We start from the raw sequence: 15,365 nt of genomic DNA, 5'->3' as shown, positions 1-15,365 counted from the left end.
CATGAGCGACGTCGAGGAGTTCCGCAGAGAGGCCCGCAGTTGGCTGCGCTCCCACCTCACGGGTGAGTTCGCCGCCCTGCGCGGGCGCGGCGGCCCCGGACGGGAACACGAGGCGCACGCCGAACGCCTCGCCTGGGAGCGGCACATGGCCGCCGAGGGGTGGACCTGCGTGGGGTGGCCGAAGGAGTACGGCGGACGCGGCGCGACCCTCGAACAGCAGGTCGCCTTCCACGAGGAGTACGCCCTCGCCGACGCCCCCGCCCGCGTCAACCACATCGGCGAGCAGCTCCTCGGGCCGACCCTCATCGCCTTCGGCACGCCCGCGCAGCGCGAGCGCTTCCTCCCTCCGATCGTCGCCGCCGAGGAGCTGTGGTGCCAGGGCTACTCGGAGCCGGACGCCGGCTCGGACCTGGCCAACGTGCGGACCCGCGCCGAGCGGGACGACGGCGGCGCCTCCCGGACGGGCGGGGACGCGGGCGGGGGAGAGTGGGTGGTCACCGGGCAGAAGGTGTGGACCTCGCTCGCGCACGAGGCCGACTGGTGCTTCGTCATCGCCCGCACCGAGCCGGGGTCGACCCGCCACCAGGGCCTGTCCTACCTCCTCGTCCCCCTGGACCAGCCGGGCGTGGAGATCAGGCCGATCGTCCAGCTCACCGGGACCTCGGAGTTCAACGAGGTGTTCTTCGACGGGGCCCGTACCCACGCCTCCCACGTCGTCGGCGCCCCCGGCGACGGCTGGCGGGTGGCCATGGCCACCCTCGGCTTCGAGCGGGGCGTGTCCACCCTCGGCCAGCAGGTCGGCTTCCGTCGCGAGCTGGAGGCCGTCATCGAGCTCGCCCGGCGCAACGGCGCGGCGGCCGACCCGCTGATCCGCGACCGGATCGCCCGCGCCTGGATCGGCCTGGAGACCATCCGGTTCAACGCCCTCCGCATGCTCGGCGGAGTCGCGGCCGGGGCCCCGGGCCCCGAAGCGTCCATCGGGAAGATCTTCTGGGCCACCTGGCACCGGGAGCTCGGCGAACTCGCCATGGACGTCTGCGGCGCCGAGGGCATGCTGGCCGCCGGTGCACCGTACGACCTCACCGACTGGCAGCGGCTGTACCTGTTCTCCCGCTCCGACACCCTCTACGCCGGCTCCAACGAGATCCAGCGGAACATCATCGCCGAGCGCGTCCTCGGCCTGCCCAAGGAGGTCCGCCCATGACCGGCACACCACCCCCCTACGTGCCGGGCCACGGTCTGCTCGCCGGCCGCGGCGCCGTCGTCACCGCCGCAGCGGGCGCCGGCATCGGGGGCGCGACCGCCCGACGGCTCCTGGAGGAAGGCGCCCGGGTCGTCATCTCCGACGCCCACGCCCGCAGACTGAAGGAGTCCGAGGCCGAGCTGGCCGCGGAGTTCGGCCCCGACCGCGTCGCCGCCCTGCCCTGCGACGTCACCGACGAGAGCCAGGTCGCCGCGCTGTTCGACCTCGCCGTGGAGCACCACGGACGCCTCGACATCGTCGTCAACAACGCGGGCCTCGGCGGCACCGCCGACCTCGTCGACATGGCCGACGAGCAGTGGGACAAGGTCCTCGACGTCACCCTGAACGGCACCTTCCGCTGCACCCGCGCCGCACTGCGCCGGATGAAGGCCGCGGGCGCCGGGGGCGTCGTCGTCAACAACGCCTCGGTGGTCGGCTGGCGGGCGCAGAAGGGCCAGGCCCACTACGCCGCCGCCAAGGCCGGCGTGATGGCCCTCACCCGCTGCGCCGCCCTGGAGGCCGCCGAGTACGGCGTACGGGTCAACGCCGTCTCCCCGAGCCTGGCCATGCACCCGCACCTCGTGAAGGTCACCACCCCCGAGCTCCTGGAGGAACTGACCGCCCGCGAGGCCTTCGGGCGCTACGCCGAGCCGTGGGAGGTGGCCAACGTGATCGTCTTCCTGGCCAGCGGGTACTCCTCGTACCTGACGGGGGAGGTCCTCTCCGTGAGCAGCCAGCACCCGTGAGACCGGCGCCGGAGCGGCGCCGCGAGATCCTGGACACGGCGGCCGAGGTGTTCGCCGCCCAGGGGTACGACGCCACGACCGTCCGCCGCATCGCCGACGCGGCCGGCCTGCTCGCGGGCAGCCTCTACTACCACTTCGACTCCAAGGAGTCGATGCTCGACGAGATCCTCCGCGCCTTCCTGGACGACCTGTGGGCCCGGTACGACGCCGTGCTCGCCGCGGAGGCCGGCCCCCGGGAGACCCTGGAGGCCCTCGTCACCGAATCGTTCCGGGAGATCGACCGGCACCGCGCCGCCGTCGCCATCTACCAGAAGGAGTCCAGGCACCTGCGGGAGCAGCCGCGCTTCGGCTATCTCGCGGGCTCCCAGCGGAGGTTCGAGGAGGCCTGGCTCAGGACCCTGGAGCGCGGCGTGGCCGCCGGGGTCTTCCGCGCGGACCTCGACGTCCGGCTCACCTACCGCTTCGTGCGCGACACCGTCTGGGTCGCCGCGTCCTGGTACCGGCCGGGCGGACGGCACAGCCCGGAGGAGATCGCCCGCCAGTACCTGTCGATGGTGCTGGAGGGCGTCGCTCTCCGTGACGGACATCGGACGCACGAACGACGTACGAACAAGGAGTGACCATGGCCGAGGCATACATCGTCGAAGCGGTACGGACCCCGGTCGGCAGGCGGAACGGCGGACTCTCCGCCGTCCACCCGGCCGATCTCGGAGCGCACGTGCTCAAGGCGCTCATGGAGCGCTCGGGCGCCGACCCCGCCGCCGTCGAGGACGTCGTCTTCGGCTGCCTGGACACCGTCGGCCCGCAGGCCGGCGACATCGCCCGCACCAGCTGGCTGGCCGCCGGACTGCCCGAGGAGGTCCCCGGGACGACCGTGGACCGGCAGTGCGGCTCCTCCCAGCAGGCCCTGCACTTCGCCGCACAGGGCGTCCTGTCCGGCACCCAGGACCTGGTGGTCGCCGGCGGCGTGCAGAACATGTCGCAGATCCCCATCGCCTTCGCCAGCCGCCAGGCCGCCGAACCGCTCGGCCTCACCGAAGGCCCGTACGCCGGATCCGCGGGCTGGCGCGCCCGCTACGGCGACCAGCCGGTCAACCAGTTCCACGGCGCCGAGCTGATCGCCACCAAGTGGGACATCACCCGCCGCGCCATGGAGGAGTTCGCCCTGCGCTCCCACCAGCGGGCCGCCCGGGCCATCGACGAGGGCCGCTTCGACCGGGAGATCGTCCCGTACGGGGAGGTCACCGCCGACGAGGGCCCGCGCCGCGACACCACCCTGGAGAAGATGGCCGGCCTGAAGCCGGTGATCGAGGGCGGCCGGCTGACCGCCGCCGTCTCCTCCCAGGTCTCCGACGGGGCCTCGGCGATGCTGATCGCCTCGGAACGCGCCGTACGGGAACACGGACTGACCCCGCGCGCCCGGGTCCACCACCTGTCCGTACGGGGCGAGGACCCGATCCGCATGCTGTCCGCACCCATCCCGGCGACGGCGTACGCGCTGAAGAAGGCCGGGATGACGCTCGACGACATCGACCTGGTGGAGATCAACGAGGCCTTCGCCCCGGTCGTCCTGGCCTGGCTGAAGGAGACCGGCGCCGACCCGGAGAAGGTCAACGTCAACGGCGGCGCCATCGCCCTCGGTCACCCGCTCGGCGCGACCGGCACCAAGCTGATGACGACCCTGCTGCACGAACTGGAGCGCACGGGCGGCCGCTACGGCCTCCAGACCATGTGCGAGGGCGGCGGACAGGCGAACGTGACGATCATCGAACGGCTCTGACGGGGCAACCGCCACGGACACCCGTCCGCCGGGGCGACGGCGTCCCGGCGGACAGGTGCGTGACGGGCCGGACCACCGCGGTCCGGCCCGTGCTCGCGTCAGGCCGCCCCGGGCAGGCCGTGGAGCGTGGCGCGCGCCTCGGCCATGAGGCGGTCGAGGAGTTCGGCGCAGGACGGCAGGTCGTCGATCAGCCCCGCGACCTGCCCGGAGGCCATCACGCCCAGATCGGTACGGCCCTCGACCATGGACGCCTTCAGCAGCATCGGCGTGTTGGCGGCCAGCAGGATCTGGCTCCACGCCAGGTCCTTGCCGTGCCGCATCGCCAGCCCGTCGCGGACCATCTCCGCCCAGCTCATGCCGGTCTCGCGCCGGAAGGCCGCGGCGTGCCGGACCGCCCGCAGCAGCGCGGCCGCCCGGCCCGAGCGCTCCAGCGCGTCGACCAGCTCCGTGCGCAGCATCCGGTGCGGCAGCCCGTCCACCTGCGTGGTGACGATGACGTCCGTGACCGCCGCGGCCAGGTACCGGGCCTTCACCGCGTCCGGGACCGTGCTGTCCGAGGTCAGCAGGAAGCGCGTGCCCATGGCGATCCCGGTCGCGCCGTAGGCCAGCGCCGCGACCAGGCCGCGCCCGTCGTGGAAGCCGCCGGCCGCGACGACCGGGATGTCCACGGCATCCACGACCTGGGGGAGCAGTACGGAGGTGGCCACGCTGCCGGTGTGGCCGCCGCCCTCCCCGCCCTGCACGATGACCGCGTCGGCACCCCACGCCGCGACCTTCTCGGCGTGTCGTCTGGCGCCGATGGAGGGGATGACGACGACCCCCGCGTCCTTGAGCCGCCCGATCAGCTCGCGGGACGGGGCGAGCGCGAACGAGGCGACCCGCACGCCCTCCTCGACGATGAGGCGCACCCGCTCGGCCGCGTCCCCGGCGTCGGCCCGCAGATTCACGCCGAAGGGCGCGTCCGTGCGGGACTTGACCTCGCGTACCGCGGAGCGGAGCCCGTCGAGGCTCATCGTCGCCGACGCCAGGATGCCGAGCGCGCCGGCGTTCGCGGTCGCCGAGACCAGCCGGGGACCGGCCACCCACCCCATGCCGGTCTGTACGACGGGGTGCCGCACCCCGACGAGTTCGGTGAAGCGGGTGGTGATCGTGAGGTCGCTCATGAGGGGACCTCACGGTCGCGCAGCCCCTTCGGGTCGATCTCCTCGCGGATCAGGCGCAGTTCCTCGGCGGTGGGCTCGCGGGTGTACGGCACGTCGTCGGGGACGACCGGTGCGAAACCGGTGGCCGCCAGGACCTCCTCGACGGTGACGCCGGGGTGCAGCGAGCGCAGCCGCATGGCGCGGTCCGGGGTCTCGAAGTCGAAGACGCCCAGGTCGCTGATGACCTCCGGGACGCGGTGGTAGCGGGTCGCGGCGGGGCCGGCCGCGGCGGCCCGGTCGTAGCCGACGCCGGAGACCATGTCGACCCGCTCGACGAAGACGCGCGTCGAGTGCTTGGGCACCCAGTAACTGGTCGGGTTGTTGAGGGTGTTGATCGGCGCGCCCCGCACGCCGAGGAGCTGGCGCTTCGGGCGCGCCCAGTCGCCGACGCAGCTGATGTTCTGGTTGCCGTACCGGTCGAGCTGGCTCGCGCCCATCATCACGTGCCGGCGCCCGGTGGCGACCAAGGCCAGGTGCTGCCGGTACGGGAGCCAGCCCTCCACCACCCCGGGCGCGGCGCCGACGGCGGGCACGTCGCCGATGAGCAACGCCTCGCCGTCGGTCAGCAGCAGGTCGGGGGAGAAGGTGAGCCTGGCGAGGCGGGCGCCGATCGTCGGGACGGTGCCCATCGGGCTGGCCAGGACCTCACCCGCGTCCCGCCACGCCTCGGCGCAGGCGACGACGCAGTACTCCGCCCGTGTCGCCGTCGCCGTCGTGGACGGGGTGCCGGTGCCGCTCATGCTTCCTCCTCGTGGAACGCCGCGACAGCGGCCTGGTAGGCGTCCTCGTCGCCGGACAGGAACCGGGCGGTGAAGTCCCGCCAGGCCTCCGGGTCCCGGGCCGCCTTGACGTAGGCGCGCTGGAAGACCTCGTCGCGGTCGTAGTCGGGGGCGCAGGAGGTGAAGTGGGCGCCGTTCGGGGTCTCGACGACACCGTCGACGAACGCGCGCTTGACCAGCAGCGACTGGGGCCCCGCGTCCTTGAGCAGCTCCGAGGTCGCCACGATCCGCTCGCAGGAGACGTACGCGGCGTCGGCGGCCTCGCAGAACAGGTCGTCGAAGTACGGGTCGGGGCCCAGGTACTGTCCGTTGCCGTGCGCGTCGGCACGGTTGACGTGGACCAGCGCGGCGTCCAGGCGCAGCGCGGGGACGGCGACGAGTTCCTCGCGGTCGCCGTACGGGGACGTGACGGTCCGCAGCTCCGGGTTGACGTTCATCACGTCCGAGGCGAGCCCGGCCCGGATGGGCATGAAGGGCAGCCGGTGCACGGCGGCGGTCAGCCCCCACATGACCATGGCCTCGTCCAGCTCCACCATCTCGAAGGCGCCGCGCTGCCGGGCCGCGCCGAAGTGCGGCTCCAGGGGGATCGAGTCGAGCGTGGCGAACGCCGCGACCAGCTTGCGGATCTTCCCGGCGGCGGCCAGCAGCCCGACGTCCGGGCCGCCGTAGGACACCACGGTCAGATCGGTGACGTCGGACCGCAGCAGCGCCCGCACCAACGCCATCGGCTTGCGCCGGGAGCCCCAGCCGCCGATGCCGATGGTCATCCCGCTGCGGAGCCGGCCCACGACCTCCTCGGCGGTCGTCGTCTTGTCCCTGCTCACGACTGCTCCTCCTGTTCCGTGCCGACGGCGCCGCCCCGGCGCTCGCCGAACGTGTCGCGGACCCGGTCGGCCACGCCGCTGAGATTGGCCTCGAAGGTGAAGCCCTGCTCGAAGCGGTAGCTGCGCCGGACGTCCACCGGGTCGATGCCGTTGATCGCGGCCTTGGCGAGCCGGATCAGTTGCCCGTCCTTGGCGGCGATCTCCCGCGCGAGTCCCAGCGCGGCGTCGAGCAGCCGTTCGCGCGGGACGACCTGCCAGACCGAGCCGTGCCGGTGCAGTTCCTCGGCGGTGACCGTGCGCGAGGTGTAGTACAGGGCCCGCATCAGCTGCTGCGGGACGAGCCTGGACAGGTGCGTGGCCGCGCCGAGGGCGCCCCGGTCCAGCTCGGGCAGGCCGAAGGTCGCGTCCTCGGAGGCGACGATCGCGTCGGCGTTGCCGACCAGGCCGATCCCGCCGCCGAGGCAGAAGCCGTGCACGGCGGCGACCACGGGCACTTCGCAGTCGTAGACGGCGGCGAAGGCCTCGAAGCAGCCGCGGTTGGCGCCCAGGAGCGCGTCGTGTCCGGCCGTGCGCTGGATCTCCTTGATGTCGACGCCCGCGTTGAAGCCGCGGCCCTCCGCGGTGAGCACGACGCAGCGCACCTCGGGATCGGCGCCCGCGGCGCGTACCGCGGCGGCCAGGTCGTACCAGCCCTGCACGGGAAGGGCGTTGACCGGTGGGAAGTCGACGGTGACGACGGCGATGCCCTTGTCCGGGGCGGAGGTGGAGACACCCATGAGCAGATCAGCTACCTTTCCACCAAACGTTTGTTAGGTGGAAGATAGCAGCGGTTCGCCCGCTGCGGGAGGTGCGCATTGGCAGTCACCATCGACCTGTCGGGATCCGTCGCCGTCGTCACCGGCGGCACACGGGGCGTCGGCGCCGGGATCACCAGAGCCCTGCTCGAAGCCGGGGCGGAGGTCGTGACCTGTGCGCGGCGGGCCCCCGACCGGCCCGTCGAGGCAGCCGGCCGCACGGCCCGCTTCCTCCCCGTCGACCTGCGCGACCCGGCCGCCGTCACGGAGTTCTTCCGCCGGGTGCGCGACGACCACGGACGGCTGGACGTCCTGGTCAACAACGCCGGAGGAACACCGTTCCGGACGCTCGGCGACGGCCGCGCCGAACAGCACGCCCGGGTCGTCGAGCTGAACCTCGTCGCCCCCTTGACCGCCTCACTCGCCGCGTACGAGGTGATGCGGCATCAGCGCGGGGGAGGAACCGTCATCATGATCGGCAGCGTCAGCGGCACCCGTCCCTCACCGGGCAGCGCGGCCTACGGAGCCGCCAAGGCCGGCCTGGACAACCTCGCCCGGTCCATGGCCGTGGAGTGGGCGCCGTCGGTGCGGGTCAACACCGTCGTCCCCGGCATGGTGCGCACCGAACTGTCCCACCTCCACTACGGCGACGAGGACGGCATCGCCTCCGTCGGCCGCACGGTGCCCCTCGGCCGGCTCGCCGAGCCCGCCGACATCGGCGACGCCTGCGTCTTCCTCGCCTCCGACCGGGCCGCGTACATCAGCGGCGCCAGCCTGCTCGTGCACGGGGGCGGGGAGCGTCCGGCCTTCCTGGACGCGGCAACGGCCGACCACCACTGAACCCACTCATCGAAAGGCACCCACCATGACAGGACTGTGCACGGGACGCGTCGTGATCGTCACCGGGGCCGGCCGCGGTCTCGGCCGCGCGCACGCGCTCGCCTTCGCCGCCGAGGGGGCCAAGGTCGTCGTCAACGACCTCGGTGTCGGCCTGGACGGCACCGGAGGCGGCGCCGGGCCCGCCCAGCGGGTCGTCGACGAGATCAGGGCGTCGGGCGGCGAGGCGGTCGCCCACGGCGGCGACATCGCCACCGTCGACGGTGCCGCCTCGCTCGTCGCCGCCGCGCTGGACGCGTTCGGCCGCCTCGACACCCTCGTCAACAACGCCGGTTTCCTGCGGGACCGCATGCTGGTCAACCTTGACGAGGACGACTGGGACGCCGTCATGCGCGTCCATCTCAAGGGCCACTTCCTGCCGCTCAAGCATGCCGTCGCGCACTGGCGGGCGGAGGCCAAGGCCGGACGTACGCCCGAGGCGCGGGTGATCAACACCAGCTCCGGGGCGGGCCTCCTCGGCAGCGTCGGCCAGGGCAACTACGCCGCCGCCAAGGCCGGGATCGTCGGCCTCACCCTCGTCGCGGCGGCCGAGACGGCCCGTTACGGCGTCCAGGTCAACGCGATCGCCCCCGCCGCCCGAACCAGGATGACCGAGCGGACCTTCGCCGAGACGATGGCCGCGCCCGAAGGAGCGGGCTTCGACGCCATGGCGCCGGAGAACGTGTCCCCCCTCGTCGTCTGGCTGGGCTCCGCCGCCTCGGCCGGTGTCACCGGCCGCGTCTTCGAGGCCGAGGCCGGCCGGATCACCGTCATGGAGGGCTGGCGGCCCGGGCCGACGGCCGACAAGGGGGCCCGCTGGACCCCTGCGGAGGCCGGCGAGACGACCCTGAAACTCCTCGCCCGGTCGGAGCCGCCGCACCCGGTGTACGGCAGTCGCTGAACGCCGCCGCCCTGGTGGGCGGTTGCGTCGCTCGGGCCGCCCCGCCGGGGCGGTGCCCGCATGCCTCGGCCCCGTTGGGGCGGTGTGCCCCCTGGGCCCCGCTTCGTCGTGGGCAATCGTTCCGCTGGGGCTGGGGCCCCGCCCACCGGTGGTGCGGCGCGCTGGGGGGTGCGGGCCAAGGCGCCAGGAGCGGAGGCGCCGCCAAGGGCGCCGTCCCGTGTGCCCACCCGTCCCGCCCTGCGGGACGATTGCCCACATGGGGGGCGGGGGGCGCGCGGTGGCGCGGCCGAGGGTGCTGCCGGGGGGGCTAGGTGGCGGTGCGCCGGCGCGCGGGGGACGACCGCTCGTCGGCGTCCGCGAGGAGGAACAGGACGGGCGGCAGGAGGAGTTCGATCACGGTCAGGGCCACCTGGAACCAGTGTGGCCACCCGTGCACGGCCAGGGACAGCAGCCGTCCCACGGCGCCCAGCAGGAACACCGCGGCGAGCCACCGGACCACGCGCGCCGGAATCGGGTCCCGGCGGGCGGCCCACAGCCAGGCCACGCCGTAGCCGGCGAAGACCGCGCCGAGGAACCGGCCCAGGCTGTCCACGGTCGGGCCGGCGTCGGCCTCTCCCGGAATCGCGGCATTGCCGGCGACGACGTGGAACAGCCCGATCGCCGTGCACGCGAGTCCCATCGACCACGCGAGTACCCGCAGCGTCCTGACCATGACCCCGTCCCCCTTTAGTTGACGTGTGTCTACTAAGGGCCACGGTACGGCCCCTTAGTGGACACATGTCAAGTAGTCTGGTCGGGTGCCGCCCCGTAGACGCCTGACCCCCGCCGACCGACGCGCCCAGCTCCTGGCCGTGGGCGCGCTGCTCTTCTCCGCCACCCCCTACGACAAGGTGCTGATGGAGGAGGTCGCCCAGCGGGCAGGGGTGTCCCGCGCCCTGCTGTACCAGCACTTCCCGAGCAAGCAAGCGCTCTTCGCGGCGGTCTATCAGCAGGCGGCCGACCGGCTCCTGGAGGCGACCCGGCTCGACCCCGACGCCACGCTCGCCGAGCAGCTGGCGCAGGGCCTGGACGCCCATCTCGACTACTTCGTCGCGAACCGCCATGCCGTGCTCGCCGCCAACCGCGTGCTCGCCGGTGACCCGGTCATCCAGACGATCATGACGAACGAACTCGACGCCCTGCGCTCGCGCCTGCTCGGTGTGCTCCCGCTCGCCGACGCGGACACGCGCGCCGCCGTCTCCGCGGCACTGAAGGCCTGGCTCGTCTTCGTCCAGGTCCTGTGCGTGGACTGGCTCACCCAGGAGACCTGCACCCGCACCGAACTCCGCGACACCTGCATCGGTGCCGTGCTGGGTGCCCTGCGGCCCCTGCTCCCCGCCGACCCGGCCCCCGACTGGCCGCCCGCCGCGGCTCGTTGAGCCGCGGCCGCCCTGGGGCAGCCGCGCCCGGCCCGCCGCCGACCGTCAGCCATCCAGCCATCCAGCCAGCCGTCAGCCGTCAGCCGTCAGCCGTCAGCCGTCAGCCGTCAGTCGGCCGTCAGGACCGCCACGCCCAGCGCCGTGAGCTGTTCGACGACGGTGTGGCGGGGGTCGGCGTCGGTGATGACCCCGGTGACCTTCTCCCAGGGCAGGACGCGGAACCGTGAAGCGGTGCCGATCTTCTCGGACGAGGCGAGGACGTACGTGTCGGCGGCCCGAGCGGACAGGGCGCGCTTCATCGCCGCTTCCTCGGAGTCCGCCGTGGTCAGTCCCGCCTCGGGATGGACGCCTGTGACGCCGAGCAGGCAGAGGTCCGCGGAGACGTTCTGCGCGGCCTCGACCGCGGCGGCGCCGCAGGTGACCGCCGAGTGCTTGAAGACGCGGCCTCCGAGCAGGTAGAGCTCCGCCAGCGGATGGTCGAGCAGGGCCGCGGCGATCGTCGGGCTGTGGGTGATCACGGTGCACGCGAGATCGCCGGGAAGCGCGCGGGCGACGGCGAGGGCGGTGGTGCCGCCGTCGAGGATCAGCGCCCCGCCCGGCCGGACCAGCCCGGCGGCCACCGCGGCGACCTTCCGTTTTCCGTCCGGGGCGACGGTCTGCCGGGCGCCGTAGTCGACCACCGCCGGGGACACGGGCAGCGCGCCCCCGTAGACCCGCTGGCACAGTCCCTCGGCGGCGAGGTCGCGCAGGTCCCGCCGCACGCTGTCCTCGGAGATGCCCAGTTCGGCGGCGACGTCCTTGGCGACGATCTTTCCCGTACGGGCGAGCAGACCGAGCAGGTGATCGCGTCGTTCGGCGGCCAGCATTCACGTTCCTTCCTGTTCTTGCACACTTCTGCATGTATGTTAGCGCCTGTGACCGACAAGCCCATGCTCATCCTGATCGCAGGCCCCTACCGTTCCGGCACCGACGGCGACCCGCAGGCGATGGCAGCCAACCTCGCCCGCCTCGAAACCGCCGCCTGGCCCGTCTTCGAGGCCGGCCACCTCCCCGTCATCGGGGAGTGGATCGCCCTGCCCGTCCTGCGTTCCGCCGGCGCGGCCCCCACCGACCCCCTCGCCGACCGGGTGCTCTACCCGACCGCCGACCGCCTGCTCGCCCACTGCGACGCCGTGCTGCGCCTGCCCGGCGACTCGGCCGGCGCCGACCAGGACGTCGCCACCGCCCGCCGCCGCGGCCTGCCCGTCTACCACGACGTGGCCGAGATCCCCCGCCGCACCCCGCAGGAGACCGCATGACGAACCGCCCCGGCATCGACACTCCCGACCACCGCGGACGCACCGCCCTCGACCGGACCGGACGCGACCTGGACCGCAACCCCGACGTCCGCGTCCGCGACGTCGAACTCACCTCCCAGGGCTGGCACGTCCTGCGCCGCACCACCTTCGACTACCGCCGCCGCGACGGGCGCTGGGAGTCCCAGCAGCGCGAGACCTACGACCGCGGCAACGGCGCCGTCGTCCTGCCGTACGACACCGCACGCGGATGCGTCCTGCTCACCCGCCAGTTCCGCTACCCGGCCTACGTGAACGACCACCCCGACGGCATGCTCATCGAGGCCGCGGCAGGGCTGCTCGACGCCGACGACCCGCTCACCGCGATCCGTCGCGAGAGCACCGAAGAACTCGGCGTCACCCTCGGCCCGCTCACCCACGTCCTCGACGCCTACATGAGCCCCGGCTCCGTCACCGAACGCCTCCACTTCTTCGCCGGCCCCTACACCCCGGCCGACCGGACCGGCACCGGCGGCGGACTCGAGGAAGACGGAGAGGACATCGAAGTCCTCGAACTCCCCTTCGCCCAGGCCCTCGCCATGACGCGCGACGGACGCATCACCGACGGCAAGACCATCCTGCTCCTGCAGTGGGCGGCCCTGAACGGCCCCTTCGCCCGACAGCACCACCCGTGAAGACCGACGGGGTGTACCCAGGTGCACCCGGGTTCGGGAGCCGTGTCCAGGGTCCGGGCCCGCGCGGGGCGGGAGAGTCGGTGGTGACAGGGACGGACCGAGCCGTGGGGTGAGCAGAGGTATGGGGTCGTGGGGCTGGAAGGCGGAGGCGGGGGTCTTCCTCGTCGTGGCGTTCGTCGCGGCGGGGTTGTTCGGCGCGGTGCAGCCGGCGACCGGGATACCGCCCGAGGTGGTGCAGTTGACGCAGTTCGGGCCCGCGGCGGGGGTGCTCGCGCTGGCGGCGCTGTGGCCCGCGCGGATCCGGCGGCGCCTGGCCGGGGTGCTGCGCGCGGCCCCGGACGCGGCCGGGCCGTCGAGTGGAGGTGCCTCCGGTGCCCGCTCGCGCGCCAGGTGGCTGCTGCCGACCGCGCCGCTGATCATCGCGGTCTCGGCGGGCGGGTACGCGCTGGTGCACGACGGGCCGGTGTCCACCGATCCGCGCACGCTGTCGCATCCCTTCCTCCTCGTGGTGGTGGCGCAGCTGCTGGGCGCGTGCGGCGAGGAGATCGGCTGGCGCTGCCTGCTGCAACCACTGTTGCGGACGCGTTTCGGGCCGCTCACCGCCCCGGTGCTCGTGGGTCTGGTGTGGGGGGTGTGGCATGTCGGGGTGTTCGCGCAGGCCCCGGCGTACGCGGCCGGGTTCCTGACGGCGACGGTCGCGCTGTCCGTCGTCCTCGGGCTCGCCCTCGAACGGATCCGGGCGGGCCGTCTGCTCCTCGCGGGCGGCTTCCACGCCCTGGTGAACCTGGGGATGCTGCTGTTCATGGACGAGGAGTCGGGCGCGGTGGCGCCGATGCTCCTGTTCGGGGCGGCCTGCCTGGCCGCGGCGGCCCTGTGGACGGTACGGGCGGGGGCGCGGGCGCCGGGGGTTACGATCGCGGCGGCGCGACACGGCGCGCTCTGACATGGGGGAACGACCGGTGAGGACGGGGCGGGGGGTCTGGGCGGGCGGCGGACGGACGGCCTGGACGGCTCTCGTGCAGTGCCAGCGGCACTCGCTGAGCGCTCTGCTCCTGCCCCTGTGCGGCGCTCTCGTGGTCGGCGCGCTGCTCCTGCTGCCCGTGGGCCTCGGCTTCCCGCTCCTGCCGCCCGCGGCGGCGGCCCTGCGCCGGCGCGCCGACCGGCAGCGGCAGCGTGCCGCCGACCGGTCCGGCCGCCGGGCCGGTCCGCCCACGCCGCTGCCCGGCACCACCAGGGCGCTGCTCGGCGACGAGGTCTTCTGGCGCGAGCTGCGCTGGGCGTGGCTGGAGCCCGTCACGGGCGGTCTGCTCGTGGCGGTGCCGCTGTGCCTGTTCTGGTACGGGGCGTTCGCCCTGCTCGTACAGCCCTTCGTGTGGCGGGAGTTGGGGGACGGGAACTGGTACGCCTTCGTGCCCGTCCGGTCCACCGCGACCATGACGGCCGCCATGGCCCTGGGCCTCGCCTTCGTCGCCGCCGCCGGGACGCTCGCGCCCCGGGTGCTCGCCGGGCACGCCCGCTGGAGCGCCCGAGCCCTCGCCGCCCCGTACACCGCCGAACTCGTCCGCAGGATCGACCACCTGACGGGCACCCGGGCCGACGCGCTGGACGTGCAGGCCGCCGAACTGCGCCGCATCGAGCGGGACCTGCACGACGGTGCGCAGGCCCGCCTGGTGGCCCTGGGGATGACGCTGGAGCAGGCGACCCGGCTCCTGGACACCGATCCGCCGGCGGCCCGCGCCCTGCTCGTCGAGGTACGCGCGACCTCGGAACGGGCCCTGCAGGACCTGCGGGAGCTCGTGCACGGCATCCTGCCGCCGGTCCTCGCCGACCGGGGCCTGGGCGACGCCGTCCGCTCGCTGGCCCTGGACAGCTTCCTCGACGTGCACGTGGACAACGCCCTGCCTCCCGGACGCCTCCCGGCGGCCGTCGAGTCCGCCGCGTACTTCGCCGTCGCCGAGCTGCTCGCCAACGCGGGCAAGCACTCGGGCGGCCGGGAGGTCCGCATCGGCCTCGGCCACGACGCCGGAGTCCTGCGGGTGAGCGTCGCCGACGACGGCCGAGGCGGTGCGGACGCGGCCACCGGCGGCGGACTGCCCGGCGTGCGCCGCCGGCTGCTCGCCTTCGACGGCACCCTCACCCTCCACAGCCCACCGGGCGGACCCACCCTCGCGACCCTGGAGATATCGTGCGCGTCGTCCTCGCCGAAGACCTCTTCCTCCTCCGCGACGGACTGACCAGGACCCTGCGCGAACACGGCTTCGACGTGGTCGCGGCCGTCGACAACGAGCCCGGGCTGCGGCGGGCACTGCACGAGCAGCGGCCGGACGTCGCCGTCATCGACGTCCGCCTGCCGCCGGGCTTCACCGACGAAGGACTGCGGGCCGCACTCGACGCCCGCCGCGACCGTCCCGGACTCCCGGTGCTCATCCTGTCCCAGTACGTCGACCAGCTCTACGCCCAGGAGCTCCTGGCCGGCGGCGAGGGAGCCGTCGGCTACCTCCTCAAGGACCGGGTGACCCACACCGCCCAGTTCGTCGACGCGGTACGGACCGTCGCCGCCGGCGGCACCGTCCTCGACCCGCAGGTCGTGGCCCGGCTCCTCGCCCGCAGCGACGCCCGCGGCAACACCTCCACGCTGACCCCGCGCGAACACGACGTCCTCACGCTGATGGCCGAAGGCCGCTCGAACGCGGCGATCGCCCACACCCTCCACATCAGCGAGAGCGCCATCGCCAAACACACGGCGAGCATCTTCACGAAGCTGCACATCGAACCGTCCGCCGACGACAACCGGCGCGTCCTCGCGGTCCTGGCCTACCTGCGCCGCTGACCC

18 protein-coding genes are annotated in these 15,365 nt (G+C 73.7%); 12 read left to right on the top strand and 6 right to left on the bottom strand.

All coding sequences use genetic code 11. The features are described from left to right. Window position 1: 1 nt before the first annotated feature. The 4 genes from OG309_RS01845 to OG309_RS01830 are packed head-to-tail and all read left to right on the top strand — an operon-like array spanning window position 2 to window position 3,769. Window positions 2-1,204 (top strand): acyl-CoA dehydrogenase family protein, encoded by a 1,203-nt coding sequence (locus tag OG309_RS01845; protein WP_329417694.1) that lies wholly within the window; start codon window positions 2-4, stop codon window positions 1,202-1,204. Further along, window positions 1,201-1,989: an SDR family oxidoreductase gene (locus tag OG309_RS01840; protein ID WP_329417692.1), complete on the top strand. Its 789-nt coding sequence runs from the start codon at window positions 1,201-1,203 to the stop codon at window positions 1,987-1,989. Before OG309_RS01845 ends, OG309_RS01840 begins: the two co-directional genes overlap by 4 nt. Further along, window positions 1,986-2,609 carry a TetR/AcrR family transcriptional regulator gene (locus OG309_RS01835; RefSeq protein ID WP_329417691.1) on the top strand — a complete coding sequence of 208 codons (624 nt, stop codon included), beginning with the start codon at window positions 1,986-1,988 and terminating at the stop codon, window positions 2,607-2,609. The genes OG309_RS01840 and OG309_RS01835 overlap by 4 nt, the downstream gene beginning before the upstream one ends. A gap of 2 nt (window positions 2,610-2,611) precedes the next feature. Beyond that, on the top strand, window positions 2,612-3,769 hold the full coding sequence (locus OG309_RS01830; protein ID WP_329417690.1) for an acetyl-CoA C-acetyltransferase: 1,158 nt from the start codon (window positions 2,612-2,614) through the stop codon (window positions 3,767-3,769). Window positions 3,770-3,867: 98 nt separating this feature from the next. Here the strand turns inward: OG309_RS01830 and OG309_RS01825 are convergent, their stop codons facing one another. Genes OG309_RS01825 through OG309_RS01810 form a run of 4 tightly spaced genes read right to left on the bottom strand, consistent with a single transcriptional unit; the run spans window position 3,868 to window position 7,350 of the window. After that, entirely contained in the window at window positions 3,868-4,932 is a 1,065-nt protein-coding gene (locus OG309_RS01825; protein ID WP_329417689.1) for an NAD(P)H-dependent flavin oxidoreductase, read from the bottom strand. Next, on the bottom strand, window positions 4,929-5,711 hold the full coding sequence (locus OG309_RS01820; protein ID WP_329417688.1) for a CoA-transferase subunit beta: 783 nt from the start codon (window positions 5,709-5,711) through the stop codon (window positions 4,929-4,931). Before OG309_RS01820 ends, OG309_RS01825 begins: the two co-directional genes overlap by 4 nt. Next, window positions 5,708-6,574 (bottom strand): CoA transferase subunit A, encoded by an 867-nt coding sequence (locus tag OG309_RS01815; RefSeq protein ID WP_329417687.1) that lies wholly within the window; start codon window positions 6,572-6,574, stop codon window positions 5,708-5,710. Before OG309_RS01815 ends, OG309_RS01820 begins: the two co-directional genes overlap by 4 nt. After that, window positions 6,571-7,350: an enoyl-CoA hydratase family protein gene (locus tag OG309_RS01810; RefSeq protein WP_329417686.1), complete on the bottom strand. Its 780-nt coding sequence runs from the start codon at window positions 7,348-7,350 to the stop codon at window positions 6,571-6,573. Before OG309_RS01810 ends, OG309_RS01815 begins: the two co-directional genes overlap by 4 nt. A gap of 78 nt (window positions 7,351-7,428) precedes the next feature. Here OG309_RS01810 and OG309_RS01805 point away from each other — a divergent pair, with 78 nt between their 5' ends. Together OG309_RS01805 and OG309_RS01800 are read left to right on the top strand one after the other, a co-directional pair. After that, window positions 7,429-8,208: an SDR family oxidoreductase gene (locus tag OG309_RS01805; protein ID WP_329417685.1), complete on the top strand. Its 780-nt coding sequence runs from the start codon at window positions 7,429-7,431 to the stop codon at window positions 8,206-8,208. 25 nt (window positions 8,209-8,233) lie between these two features. Next, on the top strand, window positions 8,234-9,145 hold the full coding sequence (locus tag OG309_RS01800) for an SDR family oxidoreductase (RefSeq protein ID WP_329417684.1): 912 nt from the start codon (window positions 8,234-8,236) through the stop codon (window positions 9,143-9,145). A 307-nt stretch (window positions 9,146-9,452) separates the two neighbouring features. Here the strand turns inward: OG309_RS01800 and OG309_RS01795 are convergent, their stop codons facing one another. After that, window positions 9,453-9,857, bottom strand: coding sequence for a DUF4345 domain-containing protein (locus OG309_RS01795; RefSeq protein ID WP_329417683.1), 405 nt, complete (start codon window positions 9,855-9,857; stop codon window positions 9,453-9,455). An 85-nt stretch (window positions 9,858-9,942) separates the two neighbouring features. On the opposite strand from OG309_RS01795, the gene OG309_RS01790 reads away from it, so the two are divergent. Next, on the top strand, window positions 9,943-10,563 hold the full coding sequence (locus OG309_RS01790) for a TetR/AcrR family transcriptional regulator (RefSeq protein WP_329417681.1): 621 nt from the start codon (window positions 9,943-9,945) through the stop codon (window positions 10,561-10,563). A 107-nt stretch (window positions 10,564-10,670) separates the two neighbouring features. Here the strand turns inward: OG309_RS01790 and OG309_RS01785 are convergent, their stop codons facing one another. Then, complete coding sequence (locus OG309_RS01785; RefSeq protein ID WP_329417680.1) at window positions 10,671-11,429, bottom strand: DeoR/GlpR family DNA-binding transcription regulator; 759 nt, start codon at window positions 11,427-11,429, stop codon at window positions 10,671-10,673. Window positions 11,430-11,477: 48 nt separating this feature from the next. Here OG309_RS01785 and OG309_RS01780 point away from each other — a divergent pair, with 48 nt between their 5' ends. The 5 genes from OG309_RS01780 (at window position 11,478) to OG309_RS01760 (ending at window position 15,362) form a co-directional block, all read left to right on the top strand. Beyond that, window positions 11,478-11,861 carry a DUF4406 domain-containing protein gene (locus tag OG309_RS01780; RefSeq protein WP_329417679.1) on the top strand — a complete coding sequence of 128 codons (384 nt, stop codon included), beginning with the start codon at window positions 11,478-11,480 and terminating at the stop codon, window positions 11,859-11,861. Then, a complete protein-coding gene (locus OG309_RS01775; protein ID WP_329417678.1) occupies window positions 11,858-12,532 on the top strand; it encodes an NUDIX domain-containing protein in 675 nt (224 codons plus the stop codon). Before OG309_RS01780 ends, OG309_RS01775 begins: the two co-directional genes overlap by 4 nt. Window positions 12,533-12,641: 109 nt before the next feature. After that, window positions 12,642-13,475 carry a CPBP family intramembrane glutamic endopeptidase gene (locus OG309_RS01770; protein ID WP_329417676.1) on the top strand — a complete coding sequence of 278 codons (834 nt, stop codon included), beginning with the start codon at window positions 12,642-12,644 and terminating at the stop codon, window positions 13,473-13,475. Window positions 13,476-13,491: 16 nt separating this feature from the next. Further along, window positions 13,492-14,766 carry a sensor histidine kinase gene (locus OG309_RS01765; RefSeq protein WP_329417675.1) on the top strand — a complete coding sequence of 425 codons (1,275 nt, stop codon included), beginning with the start codon at window positions 13,492-13,494 and terminating at the stop codon, window positions 14,764-14,766. After that, window positions 14,718-15,362 carry a response regulator transcription factor gene (locus tag OG309_RS01760; protein WP_329417674.1) on the top strand — a complete coding sequence of 215 codons (645 nt, stop codon included), beginning with the start codon at window positions 14,718-14,720 and terminating at the stop codon, window positions 15,360-15,362. The genes OG309_RS01765 and OG309_RS01760 overlap by 49 nt, the downstream gene beginning before the upstream one ends. Window positions 15,363-15,365 lie beyond the last annotated feature (3 nt).

Origin of the sequence: Streptomyces sp. NBC_01268, assembly GCF_036240795.1 — a bacterium.
Classification (GTDB): Bacteria; Actinomycetota; Actinomycetes; order Streptomycetales; family Streptomycetaceae; genus Streptomyces.
Note: the sequence above shows the minus strand (reverse complement) of the source record. Positions and strands in the feature narration are given on the sequence as shown.

Coding starts and splice junctions, on each gene's coding strand:
- OG309_RS01845 (WP_329417694.1), top strand. CDS start 2: ATGAGCGACGTCGAGGAGTTCCGCAGAGAGGCCCGCAGTTGGCTGCGC.
- OG309_RS01785 (WP_329417680.1), bottom strand. CDS start 11,429: ATGCTGGCCGCCGAACGACGCGATCACCTGCTCGGTCTGCTCGCCCGT.
- OG309_RS01775 (WP_329417678.1), top strand. CDS start 11,858: ATGACGAACCGCCCCGGCATCGACACTCCCGACCACCGCGGACGCACC.
- OG309_RS01825 (WP_329417689.1), bottom strand. CDS start 4,932: ATGAGCGACCTCACGATCACCACCCGCTTCACCGAACTCGTCGGGGTG.
- OG309_RS01810 (WP_329417686.1), bottom strand. CDS start 7,350: ATGGGTGTCTCCACCTCCGCCCCGGACAAGGGCATCGCCGTCGTCACC.
- OG309_RS01830 (WP_329417690.1), top strand. CDS start 2,612: ATGGCCGAGGCATACATCGTCGAAGCGGTACGGACCCCGGTCGGCAGG.
- OG309_RS01795 (WP_329417683.1), bottom strand. CDS start 9,857: ATGGTCAGGACGCTGCGGGTACTCGCGTGGTCGATGGGACTCGCGTGC.
- OG309_RS01840 (WP_329417692.1), top strand. CDS start 1,201: ATGACCGGCACACCACCCCCCTACGTGCCGGGCCACGGTCTGCTCGCC.
- OG309_RS01800 (WP_329417684.1), top strand. CDS start 8,234: ATGACAGGACTGTGCACGGGACGCGTCGTGATCGTCACCGGGGCCGGC.
- OG309_RS01820 (WP_329417688.1), bottom strand. CDS start 5,711: ATGAGCGGCACCGGCACCCCGTCCACGACGGCGACGGCGACACGGGCG.